At 68.0% G+C, this 20,047-nt stretch carries 19 protein-coding genes; 17 read left to right on the top strand and 2 right to left on the bottom strand.

Annotation, left to right across the window (positions count from 1 at the left end; all coding sequences use genetic code 11):
• The first annotated feature begins 70 nt into the window (after positions 1 to 70).
• The 6 genes from purF (at position 71) to RAN53_RS02580 (ending at position 7,708) form a co-directional block, all read left to right on the top strand.
• Positions 71 to 1,591 carry an amidophosphoribosyltransferase gene (purF, locus tag RAN53_RS02605; protein ID WP_305795262.1) on the top strand — a complete coding sequence of 507 codons (1,521 nt, stop codon included), beginning with the start codon at positions 71 to 73 and terminating at the stop codon, positions 1,589 to 1,591.
• A gap of 11 nt (positions 1,592 to 1,602) precedes the next feature.
• Complete coding sequence (locus RAN53_RS02600; protein WP_305795261.1) at positions 1,603 to 2,799, top strand: O-succinylhomoserine sulfhydrylase; 1,197 nt, start codon at positions 1,603 to 1,605, stop codon at positions 2,797 to 2,799.
• A 181-nt stretch (positions 2,800 to 2,980) separates the two neighbouring features.
• The gene (locus RAN53_RS02595) at positions 2,981 to 3,532 is read left to right on the top strand and encodes a cytochrome b (RefSeq protein WP_305795260.1); all 552 of its coding nucleotides are present in this window, start codon (positions 2,981 to 2,983) and stop codon (positions 3,530 to 3,532) included.
• 51 nt (positions 3,533 to 3,583) lie between these two features.
• The gene (locus RAN53_RS02590; RefSeq protein ID WP_305795259.1) at positions 3,584 to 4,168 is read left to right on the top strand and encodes a YceI family protein; all 585 of its coding nucleotides are present in this window, start codon (positions 3,584 to 3,586) and stop codon (positions 4,166 to 4,168) included.
• A 291-nt stretch (positions 4,169 to 4,459) separates the two neighbouring features.
• On the top strand, positions 4,460 to 6,301 hold the full coding sequence (locus RAN53_RS02585) for a putative bifunctional diguanylate cyclase/phosphodiesterase (RefSeq protein ID WP_305795258.1): 1,842 nt from the start codon (positions 4,460 to 4,462) through the stop codon (positions 6,299 to 6,301).
• A 117-nt stretch (positions 6,302 to 6,418) separates the two neighbouring features.
• Positions 6,419 to 7,708 (top strand): MATE family efflux transporter, encoded by a 1,290-nt coding sequence (locus RAN53_RS02580; protein ID WP_305795449.1) that lies wholly within the window; start codon positions 6,419 to 6,421, stop codon positions 7,706 to 7,708.
• Positions 7,709 to 7,730: 22 nt separating this feature from the next.
• Here RAN53_RS02580 and RAN53_RS02575 read toward each other — a convergent pair whose 3' ends face one another.
• Positions 7,731 to 8,321: a cupin domain-containing protein gene (locus RAN53_RS02575; protein WP_305795257.1), complete on the bottom strand. Its 591-nt coding sequence runs from the start codon at positions 8,319 to 8,321 to the stop codon at positions 7,731 to 7,733.
• A 192-nt stretch (positions 8,322 to 8,513) separates the two neighbouring features.
• Between RAN53_RS02575 and mobA the strand changes: the two genes are divergently transcribed.
• From mobA to RAN53_RS02540, 7 genes are all read left to right on the top strand, one after another.
• Positions 8,514 to 9,119, top strand: coding sequence for a molybdenum cofactor guanylyltransferase MobA (gene mobA / locus RAN53_RS02570; protein ID WP_305795256.1), 606 nt, complete (start codon positions 8,514 to 8,516; stop codon positions 9,117 to 9,119).
• Complete coding sequence (gene mobB, locus RAN53_RS02565) at positions 9,116 to 9,703, top strand: molybdopterin-guanine dinucleotide biosynthesis protein B (protein WP_305795255.1); 588 nt, start codon at positions 9,116 to 9,118, stop codon at positions 9,701 to 9,703. The genes mobA and mobB overlap by 4 nt, the downstream gene beginning before the upstream one ends.
• Positions 9,700 to 10,965 carry a gephyrin-like molybdotransferase Glp gene (gene glp / locus RAN53_RS02560; RefSeq protein WP_305795254.1) on the top strand — a complete coding sequence of 422 codons (1,266 nt, stop codon included), beginning with the start codon at positions 9,700 to 9,702 and terminating at the stop codon, positions 10,963 to 10,965. The genes mobB and glp overlap by 4 nt, the downstream gene beginning before the upstream one ends.
• An 11-nt stretch (positions 10,966 to 10,976) precedes the next feature.
• Positions 10,977 to 11,789 (top strand): cyclic pyranopterin monophosphate synthase MoaC, encoded by an 813-nt coding sequence (gene moaC, locus RAN53_RS02555; RefSeq protein WP_305795253.1) that lies wholly within the window; start codon positions 10,977 to 10,979, stop codon positions 11,787 to 11,789.
• A 3-nt stretch (positions 11,790 to 11,792) separates the two neighbouring features.
• Complete coding sequence (gene moaE, locus RAN53_RS02550) at positions 11,793 to 12,242, top strand: molybdopterin synthase catalytic subunit MoaE (RefSeq protein WP_305795252.1); 450 nt, start codon at positions 11,793 to 11,795, stop codon at positions 12,240 to 12,242.
• A 24-nt stretch (positions 12,243 to 12,266) separates the two neighbouring features.
• Complete coding sequence (gene moaA / locus RAN53_RS02545) at positions 12,267 to 13,259, top strand: GTP 3',8-cyclase MoaA (protein WP_305795448.1); 993 nt, start codon at positions 12,267 to 12,269, stop codon at positions 13,257 to 13,259.
• Positions 13,260 to 13,477: 218 nt separating this feature from the next.
• Positions 13,478 to 13,768 (top strand): hypothetical protein, encoded by a 291-nt coding sequence (locus RAN53_RS02540; protein WP_305795251.1) that lies wholly within the window; start codon positions 13,478 to 13,480, stop codon positions 13,766 to 13,768.
• 100 nt (positions 13,769 to 13,868) lie between these two features.
• Here RAN53_RS02540 and RAN53_RS02535 read toward each other — a convergent pair whose 3' ends face one another.
• Positions 13,869 to 15,557, bottom strand: coding sequence for a ribonuclease J (locus RAN53_RS02535; RefSeq protein ID WP_414842949.1), 1,689 nt, complete (start codon positions 15,555 to 15,557; stop codon positions 13,869 to 13,871).
• A 142-nt stretch (positions 15,558 to 15,699) separates the two neighbouring features.
• On the opposite strand from RAN53_RS02535, the gene purU reads away from it, so the two are divergent.
• The 4 genes from purU (at position 15,700) to RAN53_RS02515 (ending at position 19,895) form a co-directional block, all read left to right on the top strand.
• Positions 15,700 to 16,554, top strand: coding sequence for a formyltetrahydrofolate deformylase (purU, locus tag RAN53_RS02530; protein ID WP_305795250.1), 855 nt, complete (start codon positions 15,700 to 15,702; stop codon positions 16,552 to 16,554).
• 15 nt (positions 16,555 to 16,569) lie between these two features.
• On the top strand, positions 16,570 to 17,241 hold the full coding sequence (locus tag RAN53_RS02525) for an energy-coupling factor ABC transporter permease (protein ID WP_305795249.1): 672 nt from the start codon (positions 16,570 to 16,572) through the stop codon (positions 17,239 to 17,241).
• A 6-nt stretch (positions 17,242 to 17,247) separates the two neighbouring features.
• A complete protein-coding gene (locus tag RAN53_RS02520; RefSeq protein WP_305795248.1) occupies positions 17,248 to 18,612 on the top strand; it encodes an MATE family efflux transporter in 1,365 nt (454 codons plus the stop codon).
• 101 nt (positions 18,613 to 18,713) lie between these two features.
• Positions 18,714 to 19,895: an acyl-CoA dehydrogenase gene (locus tag RAN53_RS02515; protein ID WP_305795247.1), complete on the top strand. Its 1,182-nt coding sequence runs from the start codon at positions 18,714 to 18,716 to the stop codon at positions 19,893 to 19,895.
• The last annotated feature ends 152 nt before the right edge of the window (positions 19,896 to 20,047 follow it).

The raw sequence follows: 20,047 nt of genomic DNA, 5'->3' as shown, positions 1-20,047 counted from the left end.
GCCCCGAGCTATTTGCGATAGACCTGAAGTCTCAGTCAAGGCAAGTTCCAGCAAAGCGAGGTAAGGTGGAATGTGCGGTATTGTGGGCCTGATGGCCAAGCAGGCGGTGAACCAGGGCATCTATGACGCCCTGACGGTGCTCCAGCATCGCGGACAGGACGCCGCCGGCATGATGACCTGGCATGAGGGCCGCTTTCTGCTGCGCAAGAGCAACGGGCTGGTGCGGGATGTCTTCCACACCCGCCATATGGCGCGCCTCAAGGGCAGCCTGGGCATCGGCCACGTCCGCTATCCCACCGCCGGCTCCTCCAGCGAGGCGGAGTCCCAGCCGTTCTACGTCAACTCCCCCTACGGCATCGCCCTGGCCCACAACGGCAACCTGACCAATTCCGATCAGCTCAAGCAGGAGCTGTTCTCCTCGGACCTGCGTCATATCAACACCAGCTCCGACTCCGAGGTGCTGCTCAACGTCTTCGCCCACGAACTGGGCAAGCAGGGGCTGCACCTGGGGCCGGGGGACGTCTTCGACTCCGTGCGCCGCGTGCACCGGCGCTGCAAGGGTGGCTACGCCGCGGTGGCGATCATCAACGGCGTGGGCCTGGTGGCCTTCCGGGATCCCCATGGAATCCGTCCCGTGGTGTTCGGTACGCGGGACGAGGGCGCCGGCCAGGAGGTGATGATCGCCTCCGAGTCGGTGGCGCTCGACGTGGGCGGCTTCGAGCTGCATCGCGACCTGGCCCCGGGCGAGGCGATCTTCGTCGACATGCAGGGCGAGATCCACACCCAGCAATGCGCCGATGCCCCGCGGCTGACCTCCTGCATCTTTGAGCACGTCTACCTGGCGCGCCCGGACTCGATCCTCGATGGCGCCTATGTCTACGGCACCCGCATGCAGATGGGCCGCAAGCTTGGCGATCGCATCCAGAGCGAGTGGCCGGAGCACGACATCGACGTGGTGATACCGATCCCCGACACCTCGCGCACCTCGGCGCTGGAGCTCGCCCAGCACCTCGGAGTGACCTACCGCGAGGGCTTCATGAAGAACCGCTATATCGGTCGCACCTTCATCATGCCGGGCCAGACCCAGCGCCGGAAATCGGTGCGCCAGAAGCTCAACGCCATCGGCATCGAGTTCAAGGGCAAGAACGTGCTGCTGGTGGACGACTCCATCGTGCGCGGTACCACCTGCAGGCAGATCATCCAGATGGCCCGAGAGGCCGGCGCGCGAAAGGTCTACTTCGCCTCCGCCGCGCCGCCGGTGCGCTACCCCAATGTCTACGGCATCGACATGCCGGCGGCCGGCGAGCTGATCGCCCACGGGCGCAGCGAGGCCGAGGTGGGGGAGCTGATCGGCGCCGACCGCATCTTCTACCAGGACCTCGAGGACCTGAAGACGGCCTGTCGCGAGGTCAACCCCAACCTCGAGGCCTTCGACTGCTCGGTGTTCGATGGCAACTACGTGACCGGTGATATCGACGACGCCTACCTGGCGGCGCTGGAGGCCTCGCGCAATGACGATGCCAAGCAGCAGAGTGCCGGCGACCACGCCCTGGTCGGCACCCACAACCTCGAAGACGATATCGACGATTGAGGCCGACCCGCATGCATGACGAACACGATTCCGCATCGCCCTGGGCGCTCGAGACCCTGGCGATCCGTGCCGGCCACGACCGCACCTTCGAGCAGGAACACGGCGAACCGATCTTCCCCACTTCGAGCTTCGTCTACGGCAGTGCCGCCGAGGCGGCGCGCAAGTTCAGCGGCGAGGAGCCCGGCAACATCTACTCGCGCTTCACCAATCCCACGGTGCGTACCTTCGAGCGTCGCCTGGCGGCGCTGGAGGGTGGCGAGCGTTGCGTGGCCACCAGCTCGGGCATGGCGGCGATCCTCTCCACGGCGCTGGCACTGCTCTCGGCCGGTGACGAGATCGTCGCCTCGCGCTCGCTGTTCGGCTCCACGGTAAGCCTGTTCGACAAGTACCTCGGCAAGCTGGGTATCACCACCCGCTATGTGGAGCTCTCCGACCTCGCGGCCTGGGAGGCGGCGATCACGCCGGCCACCAAGCTGCTGTTCGCCGAGACGCCCTCCAACCCGCTCTCCGAAGTGGTGGATATCGCCGCCCTGGCCGAGATCGCCCATCGCCACGACGCGCTGCTGGCCATCGACAATTGCTTCCTGACCCCGGCGCTGCAGAAGCCGTTGGCGCTGGGTGCGGATCTCGTGATCCATTCCGCCACCAAGTATCTGGACGGCCAGGGCAGGGCAATCGGCGGTGCCGTGGTGGGCCGCGACAAGGAGCTGGAGGAGGTGTTCGGGGTGGTGCGTACCTGCGGCCCCTGCCTGAGCCCCTTCAACGCCTGGGTCTTCACCAAGGGCCTCGAGACCCTCAACCTGCGCATGAAGGCCCACTGCGAGAATGCCCAGTCTCTCGCCGAGTGGCTCGAGGCCCACCCCGCGGTGGCCAGGGTGCACTACAGCGGCCTCGCGAGCCATCCGCAGCACGCCCTGGCCGCCCGCCAGCAACGCGGCTTCGGGGCCGTGCTGGGCTTCGAGGTCGAGGGCGGCCGTGAAGCGGCCTGGTCGGTGATTGACGCCACCCGGCTGCTCTCCATCACCGGCAACCTGGGGGATGTGAAGAGCACCATCACTCATCCCGCCACCACCACCCACGGGCGCCTCTCCGACGCCCAGAAGGCGGCAGCCGGTATCGCCGAGGGGCTGATCCGCGTGGCGGTGGGTCTCGAGGCCCTCGACGATATCCGCAGCGACCTCGCCCGAGGGCTCGACGCCCTGGTGTGATCCGGCTTCGGCGTCGGCCCAGCATGACGCCCGTGCCGTGACCCCCGGCACGGGCGTTCTTGTCTCGACGGTTCCCCCCGAAGCAGCGGTTTTTCCGAATGCAGCATTCGGCATTATTCAGCGGACTCGAACGGTCGGCTCGGGTAGGCTGTGATGCATCGATTACGCGTTCGGAGCGACCATGTGGCGTAACACCAAACACGGCTGGGGGCTCGTCAGCATCCTGCTGCACTGGGTCCTGGCGATCGCCATCATCGGCCTGTTCATCCTGGGCTGGTGGATGACCGGGCTGGGTTATTACGACCCCTGGTACAACCTGGGTCCCTGGTGGCATCGCTCGCTGGGCATGTTGGTGCTCTTTGCCACCCTGCTGCGGCTGATCTGGCGCCTGGTCAACCCGACCCCGCAGGCCCTGGGCCATCGCCTGGAGCGCCTCGCCGCCCATCTCGGGCACCTGGGCCTCTATGTGCTGATGCTGGTGGTGCTGGTCAGCGGTTATCTGATCTCAACCGCCGACGGCAAGGGCATCGCGATATTCGACTGGGTCACGGTGCCTGCGTTGATCAGTGACCTGCCCAATCAGGCCAGCGTGGCCGGCTGGGTGCACTGGTACTCTGCCCTGGCCCTGATCATCCTGTCCGCCGGGCACGCCGCCGCGGCCCTCAAGCATCATTTCATCGATCGGCATCCGGTGCTCATGCGGATGATCGATCCCCGAGTGAGCCGGCGCTGACCGGCTGCTCAGCAACTATCAATGCTTCCCCGTCCCACAAGGAGACTACGCATGTTCAAAAAGACCGCCATCGCCGCCGCCCTGAGCGCCACCGCCCTGATGGGTGTCAGCCAGGCCCAGGCCGCCGACTACGCCATTGACACCGACGGCCAGCACGCCTTCGTGCAGTTCAAGATCAGCCACCTGGGCTTCTCCTATCTGCTCGGCAGCTTCGAGCAGTTCGACGGCAGCTTCCAGTACGACCCGGAGAATCTCGAGGCATCGAGTGCCCAGGTCGAGGTGCAGGTCGACAGCCTCAATTCCAACCACGCCGAGCGCGATAAGCACATCAAGAGCGATGATTTCCTGAATGCGGGCGAGTACCCGACCGCCACCTTCAGCTCCACCGGGTTCGAGCCGACCGGCGAGAATGAAGGCGTGCTGACCGGCGACCTGACCCTGCACGGCGAGACCAACCAGGTCGAGATGCCGGTCACCCTGCTGGGCGAGGGCGAGGATCCCTGGGGCAACTACCGTGCCGGCTTCGAGGGCAGCACCACCCTGGAACTCGCCGACTACGGCATCGACATGAGCGACTTCCCCGAGGTGATGCATGAGCTGGAGCTCTATGTCACCTTCGAGGGCATTCGCCAGTAAGCGTCTTCCCTCGGGGAACGCCGCGTCACGACGAACCGCTCCCGGCCAGGCCGGGAGCGGTTCTTTACTCTGGGTGACGTCTGCTCAGCCGTGCGGGTCGGGCCTGCCCCTGCAAGGCGCAGTGCCCTGGGTAGAGCTCGGTGTCGGCGGCGAGGGCAGTGTAAGTAAGCGCGTGGAAGGAGGCGTTAGGCAGGAAGACGCCGATGCGATACCCTGATCCGGCAGCAGGAGATTCCTACACCCCGCGCCTTGCCGTGCCGTTTCACGGCCACCGCCCTGACGAGAGCCAGAATGAGTGGACCCCGATTCCGCCTCAGGCGCTGGCTGAGGCGACATCACCCCCTCAAGCACCGCCAGGGCCCCCGGGACCCCCGGGGGAGCGAAGCGAGTGTCGGCACGACGGGTGAGGTGGAGCGGGTTCGCCGCCAGTACCTGGAGAGCGAACAGCGCTTCCGTGCCCTGCTGGAAAGCCTGCCCCGGGTGGCGGTGCAAGGGTATGATCGTGACCGTCGCGTGATCTACTGGAACGAGGCCAGCACCCGGCTCTACGGCTACGCCCCCGAGGAGGCCCAGGGTCAGCTGCTGGAAGAGCTGATCATTCCGGAGCCGATGCGCGAGCCGGTGATCCTGGCCCACCGGGCCTGGGTAGAGCAGGGCGTCGAGATTCCGGCCGATGAGCTCGAGCTCCAGCACAAGAGCGGGGAGCGGGTCCCGGTCTTCTCTCACCATGTCATGCTCAACGAGCACACGGACACGCCGTTGATGTTCTGCGTGGACGTCGACCTGTCGGACCAGAAGCGAGCCCACCGTGAGCTGGACTTCGCCAGGCGCTTCGATCACCTGACCCATCTTCCCAATCGCGAGACCTTCGAGGCGCAGCTGGACGAGGCCATCGCCGAGTGTCGGCGTCGGGACGCCGGACTGGTGCTGATCTATCTGGATGTCGATCACTTCGTGGAGATCAATGATGCCTTCGGCTATGAGCAGGGTGACCGGCTGCTGATCGAGCTGACTCGACGACTGCATCAAGCGACGCGGGCCTCCGATCTGATGTCTCGCATTTCAAGCGACGAGTTCGTGATCGCCTTTCCGGGGTTCCAGCGTGAGGATGTGCTTACGCAGCTGGTCCACAAGGTCCAGCAGGTGCTGCGGGCTCCCTTCCTGATCGATGGTTCGTGGCGACTGGTGACGGCCTGTCTGGGTCTCAGCTTGTGTCCGGACAACGGCGATACGGCACGCGAGCTGATCCGCAATGCCGATGTGGCCAAGAACCGGGCCAAGCTGGATGGTCGCGGCAGCGTGTGGTTCTTCGACCAGCAGCTCCATGACGAGCTGCTCCACCAGCATCGCCTGGTCGACCGGCTGGAGCAGGCCCTGGACAAGGATGAGCTCTCGCTGCACTACCAGCCTCAGGTCTCGGCCGTCAGTGGGCGCATCGAGAGCCTGGAGGCTCTCCTGCGCTGGCAGCCGGCGGAGGGACCGCCGATCTCGCCCGCCGTGTTCATTCCCCTCGCCGAGCGCTCCGACCTCATCCATCGTCTCGGCGACTGGGTCATGGAGGCCGCCTGCCGTCAGCGGGCGCTCTGGCGTGAGGCCGGCCTGGCCATCGAACGCATCGACATCAATTTCTCCGGCCGCCAGATGAGCCGTCCCGATGTCTTCCAGCGCTTCGAGGACTGCCTGGCACGCCACGGCCTGGGGCCCCGGCACATCGGTCTCGAGCTCACCGAGAACGTACTGATCGAGGCCGATGACAGGATCCTCGAGGGCTTGCGCCGGCTCCATGAGCAGGGGTTCCGCATCGCCATCGACGATTTCGGCACCGGCTACTCGTCGCTGAGCTACCTCAAGCACTTCCCGGTCACGGCACTCAAGATCGATCGGACCTTCGTGCGGGATGCCCCGGACCAGCCCGAGGATCGCGCCATCATGGAGGCCGCGATCTTCATCGGTCATCGCCTGGGCCTCGAGGTGGTGGCCGAGGGGGTGGAAACCCTCGAGCAGCTCACGCTGATCCGGGAGATGCGCTGCGACCTGGTTCAGGGGTTCTATCTCTTCCGACCCATGCCTGCCCTGGAGATGGAGCGTGTACTGGGCGGGCTGGTGGCGGGGAGTCCGGGGGGCTCGGGCTGAGTCCGGCGCCGGTTTGGCGTAGAATGCAGCCTTGCGAATGACCCTGGAGTCGCTGTGAATTCCCCTGACGCACCCTCTTCCTCCCTTGGCCTCACCCTGTGGCGCCAGACCTGGCCGATGGCCATCGGCGTGCTGGCGCTGCTCGGCTTCCAGCTGGTGGACAGTGCCTTCATCGCGCGCCTGGGTACCTCGCAGCTGGCCGCGCAGACCTTCACCTTCCCGCTGAGCTTCCTGATCATCGGCGTGCAGGTGGGCATGGGGATCGCCATCGCCGCACTGATCTCCCGCTCTCTGGGTGCCGGCGAGAACGCCCGGGCAAGCCGCTTGGGGAGCCTGGTGCTGCTGCTCGGAGCCGCGGTCATCGGCTTGCTGGCCGTCGCCCTGTGGGCCCTGCAGGCGCCGATCTTCACCGCCCTGGGCGCCGATGCGCCGACCCGCGAACTGATCCGCGGTTACTGGTCGCCGCAGCTGCTGGCCGCGTGGCTGGGGGCGGCGCTCTATTTCGGGTACAGCCTGTTCCGGGCCCACGGCAACACCCGGCTGCCGGGGATCATGATGGTGGTGACCAGCCTGGTGAACCTGGTGCTCGACCCGCTGCTGATCTTCGGGGTGGGGTCCTGGGAGGGGCTGGGGCTGCCCGGTGCCGCCTGGGCCACGGTGATCGCCTTCGGCGTGGGGCTGGCGGTACTGGGCTGGCGGATCGGCGAGACCGACTGGCTGGCGCGCCGCGGGCTCGCCGCCGAGTTCAAGGCCTCGGCGCGCCCCTTCGCCGGCATCGCCGGGCCGGCCATGGTCAGCCAGTTGATGCCGCCGCTGGCGGCGATGCTGGCCATCGCCGTGGTGGCGAGCCTGGGCGAGACCCAGGTGGCCGCCTGGGGTCTGGCCAGTCGCCTGGAGACCCTGTCGCTGATGGTGGTGCTGGCCATGACCATGTCGCTGCCCCCCTGGCTGGGGCGCTGCTATGGGGCCGGGGACTGGGACCAGATACACCGCCTGATGCGCCTGGCGCTGCGGGTCATCGTCGCCTGGCAGCTGGTGCTGGGCCTGGCGATGGCCGTCGCCGCGCCCTGGGTGGCGCTGGCGCTCTCCGGCAACCCCGAGGTGCGTGACGACCTGGCGCTGCTGATCCGCTTCCTGCTGCCCAGCTATGCGGCGCTGGGGGTGTGCATGGTGGTGGTCTCGGCGGGCAATGCCCTGGGCTGGCCGCTGCGTGCCATGCTGATGTCGGGGGCGCGGCTGTTCATCTTCTATCTGCCCTGCCTGGCGCTGGGGGCCTGGCTGGGTGGACTCCTCGGCCTGGCCGTCGGGGCCGCCATCGGCAACCTGTTGGCCGGTGTCGCCGCCTGGCTTGTGCTGCGGCGCATCCTGGCCAGCCCGCGGCGGCGCCCGACAGCGGAGCCCGCCTGAAGGTGGGGGGCGAGGCGACGCCTCAGGCGTGATGCAGCTCCTGGCCGCCGTCGGAGAAACCGGGCGGGGTGTTGGCGCTGACGATCACGCAGACCTCTTCGCCCGGGTTGCGGAAGCGGTGGGGCAGGCGGGAGTCGAAGTAGTAGGCGTCACCCACCCCGAGCACCTCGCTCTCGCCGTTGACGGTGATCTCGATCTCGCCGGCCACCACCACACCGCCTTCCTCGCCCGCGTGCTCGAGCATCTCCTCGCCGGTATCCGCCCCCGGCGGGTAGCGCTCATGGATGATCGACATGTGCCGCTCGGGGCGCCGCGCGGCGACCAGGCGAAACGACAGGCGGCCGTCGCCGATCTCGGTGAGCTCCCGGGCACGGTAGAACATCTTGGGCGCGCTGAGCTCGTCTCCGGCGAAGAAGGCGCTGATCGATACCGGCAGGGCATCGAGGATCTTCTTCAGCGAGCTCACCGAGGGGCTGACGCTGTTCTGCTCGATCAGCGAGATGGTGCTGTTGGTCACGCCGGCGCGCTTGGCCAGCTCGCGCTGGGAGAGACCGCGCGCCAGGCGCAACTGGCGCAGACGGCCGCCCACGTCGAATCCGCTTTCCGCTTGCATGGGGCATCCTGTCAAGAAAACTGCACATATGATAGCGGCTCACGCCGGCCCCGATAAGCGTCGCTTGCCGATGGCAGGAGCGCTCCAGTGGCGATGGCTTGATGCTCGTCAGGACAATGACTTGCGCGGCGTTTCGGCGTGGCACCCGGCGGCCGGCTCAGGCATCATGACGGGATGAGATGGAGACCTTCGATGATCCCGCAACATGACCTCACCGGATTGATCCTGGCCGGCGGCCAGGGGCGCCGCATGGGCGGCGTCGACAAGGGCTTGGTGCCTTTCGCCGGCCGTCCGCTGGTGGCCCACGTGCGCGAGCGCCTGGAGGGCAAGGTGGCCGAGTTGCTGGTCAATGCCAACCGCAGCCTTGACGCCTACGGCGAGTTCGCCGACCGCGTCATCGAGGACGCCGAAGCGGGTTACCAGGGCCCGCTGATGGGCATCTACAGTGGCCTGCGGGCGGCGCGCACTCCCTGGCTGCTGGTGGTGCCCTGCGACACGCCGGCGCTGCCCGACGACCTGGTGGCGCGCCTGATGGCCGGCATCGGCGAGGCCGATATCGCCGTGGCCGGCGATGGCGAGCGTCTGCACCCGGTGGTGGCGCTGATCCGCACCGACCTGGCCGACGACCTGGCGGCTGCCCTGGCCGCCGGCGAGCGCAAGATCGACCGCTGGTACGCCCGCCACGCCTGGGTGCGGGTGGACTTCGCCGAGGGGGAGGGGGCCTTTGCCAACCTCAATACCCTGGACGAGAAGCGCCGGCTGGAGCAGGCGCTGGGCGAGGAGCCCGTCAAGCGATGAACGAGCCCGTGGACGACCTGAGGCTGGATGAGCAGCTGCCGCTGCTGGGCATCGCCGCCTGGAGCGGTACCGGCAAGACCACGCTCCTCGAGGCGCTGCTGCCGCGCCTGCGCGCGAGGGGGCTACGGGTGGCGGTGATCAAGCATGCCCACCACACCTTCGATGTCGACCAGCCCGGCAAGGACAGCCACCGCCTGCGCCAGGCCGGTGCCAGCCCCATGCTGATCGCCTCCCGGGCGAGGCTGGCGCTGATGATGGAGACTCCGGACCAGGAGGAGGCGGACCTCGCGGCGCTGCTCGCCATGGTGTCTCCCCAGCGTCCCGATCTGGTGCTGGTGGAGGGCTTCAAGGCCTGGCCGCTGCCCAAGCTGGAGCTGCATCGCCCCGCGCTGGGCAAGCCCCTGCGGGTGACCGAGGATCCCTGGGTGCGCGCCGTGGCCACGGACGCTCCCCTGGCGCTGCCCGATGGGGTCGAGCGCCTGGATCTCAACGACCTGCAGGCCTTGACCGACTGGATCGCCGCCTGGCCGGCGCGCTGGCCCGGCGAACGCCACCCGCGGGTGGGGGAGGGGATGTCGTCATGAGCCTCTCCTGTTTCGAGCTGGGGGAGCGCATGCTCCCCGTGGAGGAGGCGCGTGCCGCGGTGCTGTCGCTGGCCGAGGGGCCGCTGCCCGACGAGCGGGTGGCGCTGTGCTCACTGCGCGGCCGGGTGCTGGCCGAGCCGCTCCTCGCCCCCATCGACGTGCCTCAGAACACCAATGCCGCCATGGACGGCGTGGCCCTGGCCTGGCCAGAGACGCTGCCACCCGAGGGCTTCCTGCGGGTGGTGGAGATCCTTGCCGGCCACGGCGCCGACCGCCCCCTGGCAGCCGGCGAGTGCGCCGGGATCACCACCGGGGCGCCGCTGCCCCCCGGTGCCGATACCGTGATCATGCGTGAGCAACTGGTCATCGAGGCGGGCGCCGACGGCGAGGTCCGTGTCCGGGTCGAGCGTCCCGAGCGCGTGCGACGCGGCCAGAACGTGCGCCAGGCCGGCGAGGACATTCCCCGCGGCGCGGTGGCACTGGACGCCGGTACCCGCCTGGGCGCCGCCGAGCTGGGCCTGATCGCCTCCCTCGGGTTCGCCGAGGCCAGGGTGGTGCGTCGCCCCCGGGTGGCGCTGTTCTCCACCGGCGACGAGGTCGCCGCGCCGGGTGAGGCGCTCCCCGCCGCCGGGATCTATGACGCCAACCGCTTCGCGCTGATGGCGCTGGTGGAGGAGCATGGTGGGGAGGTGCTTGACCTGGGGATCCTGCCCGATCGCCGCGATGCCATCGCCGATGGCCTGGCGCGTGCCGCCGCCGAGGCCGACCTGGTGCTCTCCAGCGGCGGCGTCTCGGTGGGCGATGCCGACCATACCCGGGCGGCGCTCCTCGCGCAGGGCGAGCTGGGATTCTGGAAGATCGCCATCCGCCCCGGCCGGCCGCTGGCCTGCGGCCGCCTCGGCGCGCGCGCCGTGCCCTTCCTGGGGCTGCCCGGCAACCCCGTGGCCAGCATGGTGACCTTCCTGCAGTTCGCCGCGCCGTTGCTGGCCCGGCTGCAGGGTCGCGAGGGCGCCTGGCCGCGGCGGCTGACGGCGGTGGCCGAGCAGCCGCTGCGCAGCCGAGAGGGGCGCGTCGACTACCTGCGCGGCCTCTTCCGCAGCGACGGCGAGGGCCGCCTGGTGGTGCACGAGAGCGGCGGCCAGGGCTCCGGCATCCTCTCCTCCATGGTGCGCGCCAACTGCCTGATCGAGATCGACGACGCCCGCGCCGGCGTGGAGGCGGGCGAGAGCGTCACCATTCAACCCCTGTTTCGACTTCCATGAGGTGCCGATCCATGTCTCTGACCCATCTCAATGCGCGCGGTGAGGCCCATATGGTCGATGTCGCCGACAAGCCGGAGAGCCGCCGCGAGGCCGCGGCCTCTGGACGCATTCACATGCGCCCCGAGACCCTGGCGCTGCTCGCCGAAGGCGGGCTGCCCAAGGGGGACGTGCTGGCCACGGCACGCATCGCCGGCATCCAGGCGGCCAAGCGCACCCATGAGCTGATCCCGCTGTGTCACGCCTTGGCGCTGTCGAAAGTGGCGATCGACTTCCGCCTCGACGAGGCCGAGAGCTGCGTCGAGGTGACCGCCACCTGCCGCCTCAATGGCCGCACCGGCGTCGAGATGGAGGCGCTCACCGCGGTGTCGGTGGCCTGCCTGACCCTCTACGACATGTGCAAGGCGGTGGACAAGTCGATGGAGATCGGCGCCATCCGGCTCGAGACCAAGAGCGGCGGCCGTTCCGGCGATTATCGCCGCGACACCGGCGAGTCCCGGCCCGCCCCCATCGTCACCGGCGAGGGGCTGGCCGGCGAGGTCAGCCTGGGCAGTCGCTGTGACATCGACTCGCCCTGTATCCGCGTCAAGTGCCTGGCCGAGCTGCGCGAGCGCCTCGGCATCGGTGAGACGAGCGTGCCCCTGGATAGCCTCGAGCGCCAGGATGTGGCCGGCCTCAAGGCGGCCCTCAAGGCGCTCGACCCGCGCTTCTCGCGACTCGATGAGGGCCGCGTGCTGTGTGCCGTCAACCAGGTGATGGCCAGTGACGCCACCCCGGTGACCAACGAGGATGAGGTCGCCTTCTTCCCGCCGGTGACCGGAGGCTGAGCCATGATTCGTGTGCAGGAGGCGCCCTTCGATGCCGGCGCCGAGCAGCAGGCCCTGCTGGCGGGGCGCACCGATATCGGGGCGGTGGTCAGTTTCACCGGCCTGGTGCGTGACTTCAACGAGCGCCCCGAGGTGGTGGCCCTGACCCTGGAGCACTATCCGGGGATGACCGAGTCCGCGCTCGAGGCCATCGTCGAGGAGGCCCGGGCCCGCTGGCCGCTGGATGCGGTCAGTGTGATCCATCGGGTTGGACGACTGACCCCGGGTGACCCTATCGTGTTGGTAGTGGTGGCCAGCGCCCATCGACGTGCCGCCTTCGAGGCCTGCGACTTCATCATGGACTACCTCAAGACGCGCGCACCATTCTGGAAGAAAGAGCACGCCAGCGACGCCGACTACTGGGTGTCGGAGCGGCATTCCGATCACTCGGATGCCCGTCGCTGGGAAGCTTGAAACGGGAGACACCCCATGACGACCCTGCCTCGCGAACTGATCGATGACTTCGGACGCCGCGTCAGCTATGTGCGAATCTCCGTCACCGACCGCTGCGATTTTCGCTGTGTCTACTGCATGAGCGAGGAGATGACCTTCCTGCCACGGGCCCAGGTCCTCACCCTGGAGGAGCTGGCGATGGTGGCCCGGGCCTTCGTCGAGTTGGGCGTGGAGAAGATACGCCTGACCGGCGGTGAGCCGCTGGTCAGGCGCGATATCGATTCCCTGGTCGAGCAGATCGGCGGTCTGCCCGGGCTCAGGGACTTCGCCATGACCACCAATGGCGCCAGCCTGCCCAGATATGCGTCTCGACTGCGTGATGCGGGGCTCAAGCGCCTCAATATCAGCCTCGATTCGCTGGATCCCGAGCGCTTCCGTCAGCTGACCCGCACCGGGGATCTCGATCGGGTCATCGACGGCATTCGTGCCGGCCGGGAGGCGGGCTTCGAACGCATCAAGCTCAATGCGGTGATCCTCAAGGGGCGCAACGATGACGAGGTCCTCGACCTGGTCGAGTTTGCCCGCAACGAGGGGCTCGATATCAGCTTCATCGAGGAGATGCCGCTGGGGGATGTCTCCGACCACAGTCGCGCCGAGACCTACTGCTCCAGCGACGAGGTACAGGCGATGATCGAGACGCGCTATCCCCTGACGCCTACCACGGAAACCACACCGGGACCCTCGCGCTATTTCCGCATGGCCGACAGTGCCACCCGCGTCGGCTTCATCTCGCCGCATAGCCACAACTTCTGCGCCAGCTGCAACCGGGTTCGGGTGACCGTCGAGGGCCGGCTGTTGCTGTGTCTGGGCAACGAGCACTCGGTGGACCTGCGCCGGGTGCTGCGCGCCCATCCCGGCGATATCGAGGCACTCAAGCGGGCTATCGTCGCCGCCATGCCGCTCAAGCCCGAGCGTCATCACTTCTCCACCGATGGCGATGTCCAGGTGGTGCGCTTCATGAACATGACCGGAGGTTGATACGCCTCCGGGGTGTCATCCTGGCCCTTGTCTTCACTTCAGCGGCGTCCTCGAGCGCCGCTTTTGCATGATATTACCGCATACCGGGTGCCGGCTTTGTCTTCCGCTTCGCCGCATAAATTCCGTCGACTTTTCTTGCCAAGCGGTAGTTACTGCATATACTTTTCACAACGTAACCACACGTCACCCGTCTCATCAATTCGGCTCAGGAGAGACTGATGTCCAGCGAAACCCTGGAGCGCATCGCTCGCAACAAGAACGTGGCACGCGCCGCGGCACGTCAGCTAAGCATGGAACAGCTGCACAAGCTCGCCGAGGTGATCGAGGAGGTCATCGAGCAGAAGAAGGACGAGGAGCAGCAGCGTCAGGAGGAGGAGGCCGCGAAGGAGCGCAAGCGTTCCGAGATCCTCGAGGCGATCACCGAGGCGGGACTTTCCGTGGATGATCTGGTGGTGGAGCCGCCGCGTCGCAAGCGCGGACGTCCACCCAAGAATGCCAGCAAGGGATAAGGCCTCGGGCAGTGACAGCGATAAGAAAAAGCCGCTCTCGATGAGCGGCTTTTTCATTGTCGGGAGCATGGCCAGGCGGGGATGCCGGCCTGCCGCCTTATCATGAGTGGCTGGTGGCCGGGGCCTCCATGGCGAGGATCTGCAGGTGAATCTCCGGCAGGCGACGCAGGTGGTCGGCGAACCAGCCGATCAGCCGCGGCTGCAGGGCCAGGCGCAGATCGGCGAGGGTGTCGGCGCGCAGCGATTCCAGGGCGTCATCGAGCCAGTCGCAGAAGTCGGTCTCGTCGAAGGCCTGCACCTCGCCGGCGTCGAGCATCAGCCGCCCGATGCGCGTCCAGCCTCCCTCCTCGGTGGCGGCCACCGACAGCGCCAGGTAGAGACTGCCGTGGCGACTGCCTCCGCCGTGGTGGCCGCCCAGTCCGGGAAGCGGCGCCACGGCGTTCTGGCTGACGATGCAGGGCGGCTGGGGATGGCGGCCCTCCAGGGTCAGGCCGTCGGCATCGAAGCGGATCATGTCGCCGTTCAGGGGAGAGAGCGGCGCCTGGATGCCGAGTTCCTCGGCGATCTCGCGATGGGCCTGCTGGTGGCGCGGCTCGCCGTGCACCGGCAGCAGGTAGCGGGGTCGCACCCAGCCGTAGAGGGTGCGCAGCTCGTCCTGGGCCGGGTGGCCGGAGGCATGCAGCTCGGGGTGGTTGAACTCGTCGAGGATCTCGATGCCCAGGTGGCGCAGCCCCCGCTTGAGACGCTCGATCAACAGTTCGTTGCCGGGGATGGCCTTGGCCGAGAAGATCACGCTGTCGCCGGGGGTAAGCTCCAGCGAGCGATGCCGCCCCCGGGCCAGTCGCTGCAGCGCAGCGCGCGGCTCCCCCTGGCTGCCGGTGGCGATCACCAGCACCTCCTCGGGGGGCAGGTAGCCGAGGTCGTTGCTGGGCACCAGGGGCGGGAAGTCGTCCAGATAGCCCAGGCCCCGGGCCACCGCCACCATGCGTTCCATGGAACGCCCCATCAGGCTGACCCGGCGGCCGCAGCGTTCGGCCGCCCGGCCGATGGCCAGCACCCGGGCCAGGTTGCTGGCGAAACAGGAGACCACCACGCGTCCCTCGCAGCGGGCGATGGTGTGCTCCAGTGCCTCGGCCACCTCGCCCTCGCTGCGCGAGTCGCCGGGCAGCGGGGCATTGGTGGAGTCGCCCACCACCAGGTCCACCGGGGCGATGGCACGGAAGGTGGCCGGTGAGATCGGCGCGCCGAGCAGCGGGTCAGGGTCCAGCTTCCAGTCACCGGTATGCAGCACGCGGTGTTCGCCGACGGAGATCAGCAGCGAGCAGCTCTCGGGAATGGAATGCGTCACCGGCAGGAAGCGCAGGGTGAAGGGCCCCGTCTCCATGGCCTCGCCGGGCTCGATCACCTGGATGGCCTCGGTGGTGAGCCCGCGCTCGCCGAACTTGGCGCGCAGCAGGCCGGCGGCCAGCGGGGTGGCATGGATGGGGCAGCCCCATTTCGGCCACAGCCAGGCGACGGCGCCGATATGGTCCTCGTGGCCATGGGTGATGACCAGCGCCCGCGGCACGATGCCCAGTGCCTCCAGGGTGGCCAGGTTGGGCACCTGCAACGGCGAGTCCGGCAGGTCCTGGCGGATCATCATGCCGCAGTCCACCGCGATCCAGTCGCCCTCCTCATCCCCATGGCCATAGAGGCTGAGGTTCATGCCGATCTCGCCGCAGCCGCCCAGCGGCAGGAAGCGCAGGGGAGGGCGGCGGCGTGGGCGGATCTGGACTCGAGGCTTGGGCATCGCGGAGGGAATTTCCTGAGACATGGCGGTTTCACTATACGGGAAGCCCGCCGGGGCCCACAACGCGCGGCGTCCGGCGGATGTCGGAACTCGCTGTTTTCGCTACACTGTCGCGCCCGTCCCGTTGAGCCTGGAGCTTCGCATGTCACACTACTACCGCCTGGTTGTCTCCTGTCCCGATCGCGTGGGGATCGTCTCCCGCGTCTCCGGCTTCATCGCCGGTCACGGCGGCTCGATCACCGAGGCGAGCCAGCACTCCGACCTCGAGACGGGGCGCTTCTTCATGCGCTACGAGATCCTGGCCGACTCCATCGGCATGCCGCCCGAGGCGCTGCGCGAGGCCTTCTCGCCCATCGCCGCGGAGTTCGACATGACCTGGGCGCTGGCCGATACCCGGCAGCGTCCGCGGGTGGTGCTGATGGTGTCGAAGGAGTCCCACTGCCTGGTGGACCTGCTCTACCGCTGGACCGCCGGCGAGCTCGACTGCGATATCGCCGCGGTGATCTCCAACCACGAGGCCATGCGTGGCCTGGTGGAGTGGCACGGCATCGCCTACCACCATGTGCCGGTCCCGGTCGAGGGCAAGCAGGCGGCCTTCGACGAGGTGGAGCGTCTGGTCGCCGAGGCCCGGGCGGACTGCATCGTGCTGGCGCGCTACATGCAGATCCTGCCGCCGGCGCTGTGCGAGCGCTACACCGGGCGGGTGATCAATATCCACCACAGCTTCCTGCCCAGCTTCGCCGGGGCCAAGCCCTACCACCAGGCCTTTGAGCGCGGGGTCAAGCTGATCGGGGCCACCTGTCATTACGTCACCGCCGAACTCGACGCCGGGCCGATCATCGAGCAGGACATCCACCGGGTCAGCCACTGCCATACCCCCGATGACCTGGTGCGCTTCGGCCGTGACGTCGAGAAGGCGGTGCTGGCGCGGGGGCTGCGCTGGCATCTCGAGGATCGCGTGCTGATCCACGGCAACAAGACCGTGGTGTTTGCCTGAGGGCGGGAGGCGTCCATGTCCTTTTCCGATGCGGTGCTGGCCCCCTGGCTGCTGGTCAGCGCCTCGCTGATCGCCTTCGGCGTGATGGCCCTGGCCCTGCTGCAGCGTCCCTGGCGGGCCCTGCTCGCCGACAGCGGGCTGCAGCACCGCTGGCTGGCCGCCAGCGTGGCGGTGCTGCTGATGTGGCAGCTGCGCGCCCAGGCGGTGGACTGGCTGACCCTGCACCTGATGTTTACCGCGCTGCTGGTGCTGGTGTTCAAGGCGCCCCTGGCGCTGCTCTCCCTGCTGCTGATCAACCTGGCGATGGTGGTGACGGGCCGGGTCGCCTGGCCGCTGCTGGGGGTGAATCTGCTGGTCACCGGTGTCATGCCGGCGCTGACCATGGTGATCATCTGGCGACTGGTGGATCGCTTCCTGCCCGACAACCTGATGGTGTTCCTGTTCGTCTGCGGCTTCTTCGGCGCCGCCCTCTCCACGCTGGCGGCGGGGCTCTCCGCGGTGGGGCTGATGCTGCTCGGTGCCAGCGATGCCCACGCCCTCTACCAGGCCATGGAGTATGCCCGTTTCCTGCCGCTGCTGATGCCCTCCGAGGCATTCATTACCGGCATGCTGATGAGCATCCTGCTGGTCTATCACCCGCACTGGGTGGCGACCTTCAACGATCATCGCTACATCGATACCAAGTAGGCCCCCATGAGCGCATCCCACACCGCCGCGCCGCCTCGCCCCGCCCGCCGCGAACTGCTGGAAGGCCCCATCGCCGCCACCCTGCTGCGCAAGACCCTGCCGGTGATCGGTGGAATGATCGCCATGCTGAGCTTCAACCTGGTGGATACCTGGTTCATCTCGCGGCTGGGCACCGAACCCCTGGCGGCGGTGTCGTTCACCTTCCCGGTGGTCTTCACCGTGATCAGCCTGGCGATCGGCCTGGGGATCGGCACCTCGGCGGTGGTGGCGCGACGGCTGGGGCAGGGCGACTTCGAAGCGGTGCGGCGCCGCGCCACCGACGCCGCCCTGATGGGCCTCGTCGTCGGCCTGCTGATGACACTGCTGGGCCTTGCCACCCTGGAGCCGCTGTTCCGTCTGCTGGGGGCCGACGCCACCCTGATGCCGCATATTCGCGACTACATGGGCGTCTGGTACTTCGGCGCGGCGGCGATGATCGTGCCCCGGGTGCTCAACAGCCTGCTGCGTGCCCACGGTAACACCGTCACCCAGGGGCTGATGATGGCGCTGGCCGCCCTGGTCAACGTGGTGCTCGACTGGTGGCTGATCTTCGGCGTGGGGCCGATACCCGCCATGGGAGTGTCCGGGGCGGCGCTGGCCACGGTGTTGAGCTGGGGCCTGATGGCGGTGACCCTGGTCTTCCAGCGCGAACTGAGCGGCCTCTTCGACGTCGCCGGCCTGACCCGGCGTGGGCTTCTCGAGTCGTGGCAGGAGCTGGGGCGTATCGCCGGCCCCGCGGCCCTGACCAGCGTGTTCACCCCGCTGGCCATGGGCCTGCTGACGCGCATCGTCGCCGGCCACGGCCACGATGCCGTGGCCGGCTTCGGTGTCGGCACCCGCATCGAGGCGTTCGCCCAGATCGCCGTGCTGGGGCTCTCCATGACTCTCTCGCCGCTGGTCAGCCAGAACGCCGGCGCCGGCCAGTACGACCGGGTACGCCGTGCCATCCTCGGTTGCTTCCTGTTCGTGCTGCTCTGGCAGCTGCTGGTGTGGGCCCTGCTGCAGATGCTGGCGCCCTGGCTGGTAGCGGGCTACGCCGAGCGCGAGGCGGTGGGTGAGGTACTGCGCCACTTCCTGTGGTTGGTGCCCCTGGGCCTGGGGGCCCAGGGGGTGGTGATCCTGGCGGTCTCGTCGTGCAACGCCCTGCATCGCCCGGCCCGCGCCATGCGCCTCTCGGTGGTGCGGCTCTTCGTGCTCAGCGTGCCCCTGGCCTGGCTGGGCGGTCGGCTGGCCGGCACCACCGGCATCTTCGCCGGCATGCTCGCCGCCAACCTGCTGATGGCCCTGGTCGCCTGGTGGCAGATCCGGGTGGTGCTTTCCCGCTATCGTTGAGGGGCGTTTTTTCTCCATCGGGGCTTGGCAGGGTGGTGCTAGTGGTCTACATTTGAAAAAAATGTAGACATTATAGAGCCGCCACCCCACAGGAGTCCGCCATGAGCCAGATCACCCCCGTCACCTGGGACGACCCCTTCCGCCTCGTCGACCAGCTCTCGGAAGAGGAGCGCATGGTCCACCAGACCGCCCGCGACTACTGCCAGGAGAAGCTGTTGCCGCGGATCCTCGAGGCCAACCGCCACGAGATCTTCCATCGCGAGATCATGAACGAGATGGGCGAGCTGGGGCTGCTCGGCGCCACCATCGACGGCTACGGCTGTGCCGGGCTCAACTATGTCAGCTATGGCCTGATCGCCCGCGAGGTGGAGCGGGTCGACTCCGGTTATCGCAGCGCCATGAGCGTGCAGTCGAGCCTGGTGATGTACCCCATCCACGCCTTCGGCAGCGAGGAGCATCGCGAGAAGTACCTGCCGAAGCTGGCCAGCGGCGAGTGGGTAGGCTGCTTCGGCCTCACCGAGCCGGACCACGGTTCCGATCCCGGCGGCATGAGCACCCGGGCCACCCGCACCGATGGCGGCTGGCGCCTCAACGGCACCAAGATCTGGATCACCAACTCGCCCATCGCCGATGTCTTCGTGGTCTGGGCCCGGGATGACGAGGGGGTCGTCAACGGCTTCATCCTCGAGAAGGGCATGAAGGGGCTCTCCGCGCCCAAGATCGAGGGCAAGTTCAGCCTGCGCGCCTCCATCACCGGCCAGATTGCCATGCAGGACGTGGAGGTCTCCGACGAGCAGCGCCTGCCCGGCGTCAAGGGACTCAAGGGGCCGTTCTCCTGTCTCAACCGCGCCCGCTACGGCATCGCCTGGGGCGCCATGGGCGCCGCCGAGGCGTGCTGGCATGCGGCCCGCGACTATACCCTGGAGCGCAAGCAGTTCGGCCGCCCCCTGGCCGCCAACCAGCTGATCCAGAAGAAGCTCGCCGACATGCAGACCGAGATCACCCTGGGCCTGCAGGCCGCGCTGCGCGTCGGGCGCATGATCGACGACGGCCAGCTGGTGCCGGAGGCGATCTCGCTGATCAAGCGCAACAACTGCGGCAAGGCGCTGGACATCGCCCGCGTCGCCCGCGACATGCACGGCGGCAACGGCATCAGCGATGAGTACCATGTGATCCGCCACGTGATGAACCTCGAGGCGGTCAACACCTACGAGGGCACCCACGACGTCCACGCCCTGATCCTCGGCCGTTCCCAGACCGGCTTGCAGGCCTTTACCGGTTAAGCCGGTAGGTCATGACATGCGTCTGACGAGGGCGCCGGGAACCAGCCGAAGGGGAGGTCCGATTCCAGGGAAGGAATCGGTAGCGTACAGGGAGGTATTCACAGCGCCTCCCCGCAGGCGGGTTGCCGGATCAGCCCGAGTGAGCTGAGAGT

It is taken from the genome of Halomonas sp. SSL-5, assembly GCF_030708455.1.
GTDB lineage: Bacteria > Pseudomonadota > Gammaproteobacteria > Pseudomonadales > Halomonadaceae > Halomonas.
This window is presented reverse-complemented; position numbering and strand designations above follow the sequence as displayed.

Coding starts and splice junctions, on each gene's coding strand:
- purF (WP_305795262.1), top strand. CDS start 71: ATGTGCGGTATTGTGGGCCTGATGGCCAAGCAGGCGGTGAACCAGGGC.
- RAN53_RS02600 (WP_305795261.1), top strand. CDS start 1,603: ATGCATGACGAACACGATTCCGCATCGCCCTGGGCGCTCGAGACCCTG.
- RAN53_RS02595 (WP_305795260.1), top strand. CDS start 2,981: ATGTGGCGTAACACCAAACACGGCTGGGGGCTCGTCAGCATCCTGCTG.
- RAN53_RS02590 (WP_305795259.1), top strand. CDS start 3,584: ATGTTCAAAAAGACCGCCATCGCCGCCGCCCTGAGCGCCACCGCCCTG.
- RAN53_RS02585 (WP_305795258.1), top strand. CDS start 4,460: ATGAGTGGACCCCGATTCCGCCTCAGGCGCTGGCTGAGGCGACATCAC.
- RAN53_RS02580 (WP_305795449.1), top strand. CDS start 6,419: ATGGCCATCGGCGTGCTGGCGCTGCTCGGCTTCCAGCTGGTGGACAGT.
- RAN53_RS02575 (WP_305795257.1), bottom strand. CDS start 8,321: ATGCAAGCGGAAAGCGGATTCGACGTGGGCGGCCGTCTGCGCCAGTTG.
- mobA (WP_305795256.1), top strand. CDS start 8,514: ATGATCCCGCAACATGACCTCACCGGATTGATCCTGGCCGGCGGCCAG.
- mobB (WP_305795255.1), top strand. CDS start 9,116: ATGAACGAGCCCGTGGACGACCTGAGGCTGGATGAGCAGCTGCCGCTG.
- glp (WP_305795254.1), top strand. CDS start 9,700: ATGAGCCTCTCCTGTTTCGAGCTGGGGGAGCGCATGCTCCCCGTGGAG.
- moaC (WP_305795253.1), top strand. CDS start 10,977: ATGTCTCTGACCCATCTCAATGCGCGCGGTGAGGCCCATATGGTCGAT.
- moaE (WP_305795252.1), top strand. CDS start 11,793: ATGATTCGTGTGCAGGAGGCGCCCTTCGATGCCGGCGCCGAGCAGCAG.
- RAN53_RS02540 (WP_305795251.1), top strand. CDS start 13,478: ATGTCCAGCGAAACCCTGGAGCGCATCGCTCGCAACAAGAACGTGGCA.
- RAN53_RS02535 (WP_414842949.1), bottom strand. CDS start 15,557: ATGCCCAAGCCTCGAGTCCAGATCCGCCCACGCCGCCGCCCTCCCCTG.
- purU (WP_305795250.1), top strand. CDS start 15,700: ATGTCACACTACTACCGCCTGGTTGTCTCCTGTCCCGATCGCGTGGGG.
- RAN53_RS02525 (WP_305795249.1), top strand. CDS start 16,570: ATGTCCTTTTCCGATGCGGTGCTGGCCCCCTGGCTGCTGGTCAGCGCC.
- RAN53_RS02520 (WP_305795248.1), top strand. CDS start 17,248: ATGAGCGCATCCCACACCGCCGCGCCGCCTCGCCCCGCCCGCCGCGAA.
- RAN53_RS02515 (WP_305795247.1), top strand. CDS start 18,714: ATGAGCCAGATCACCCCCGTCACCTGGGACGACCCCTTCCGCCTCGTC.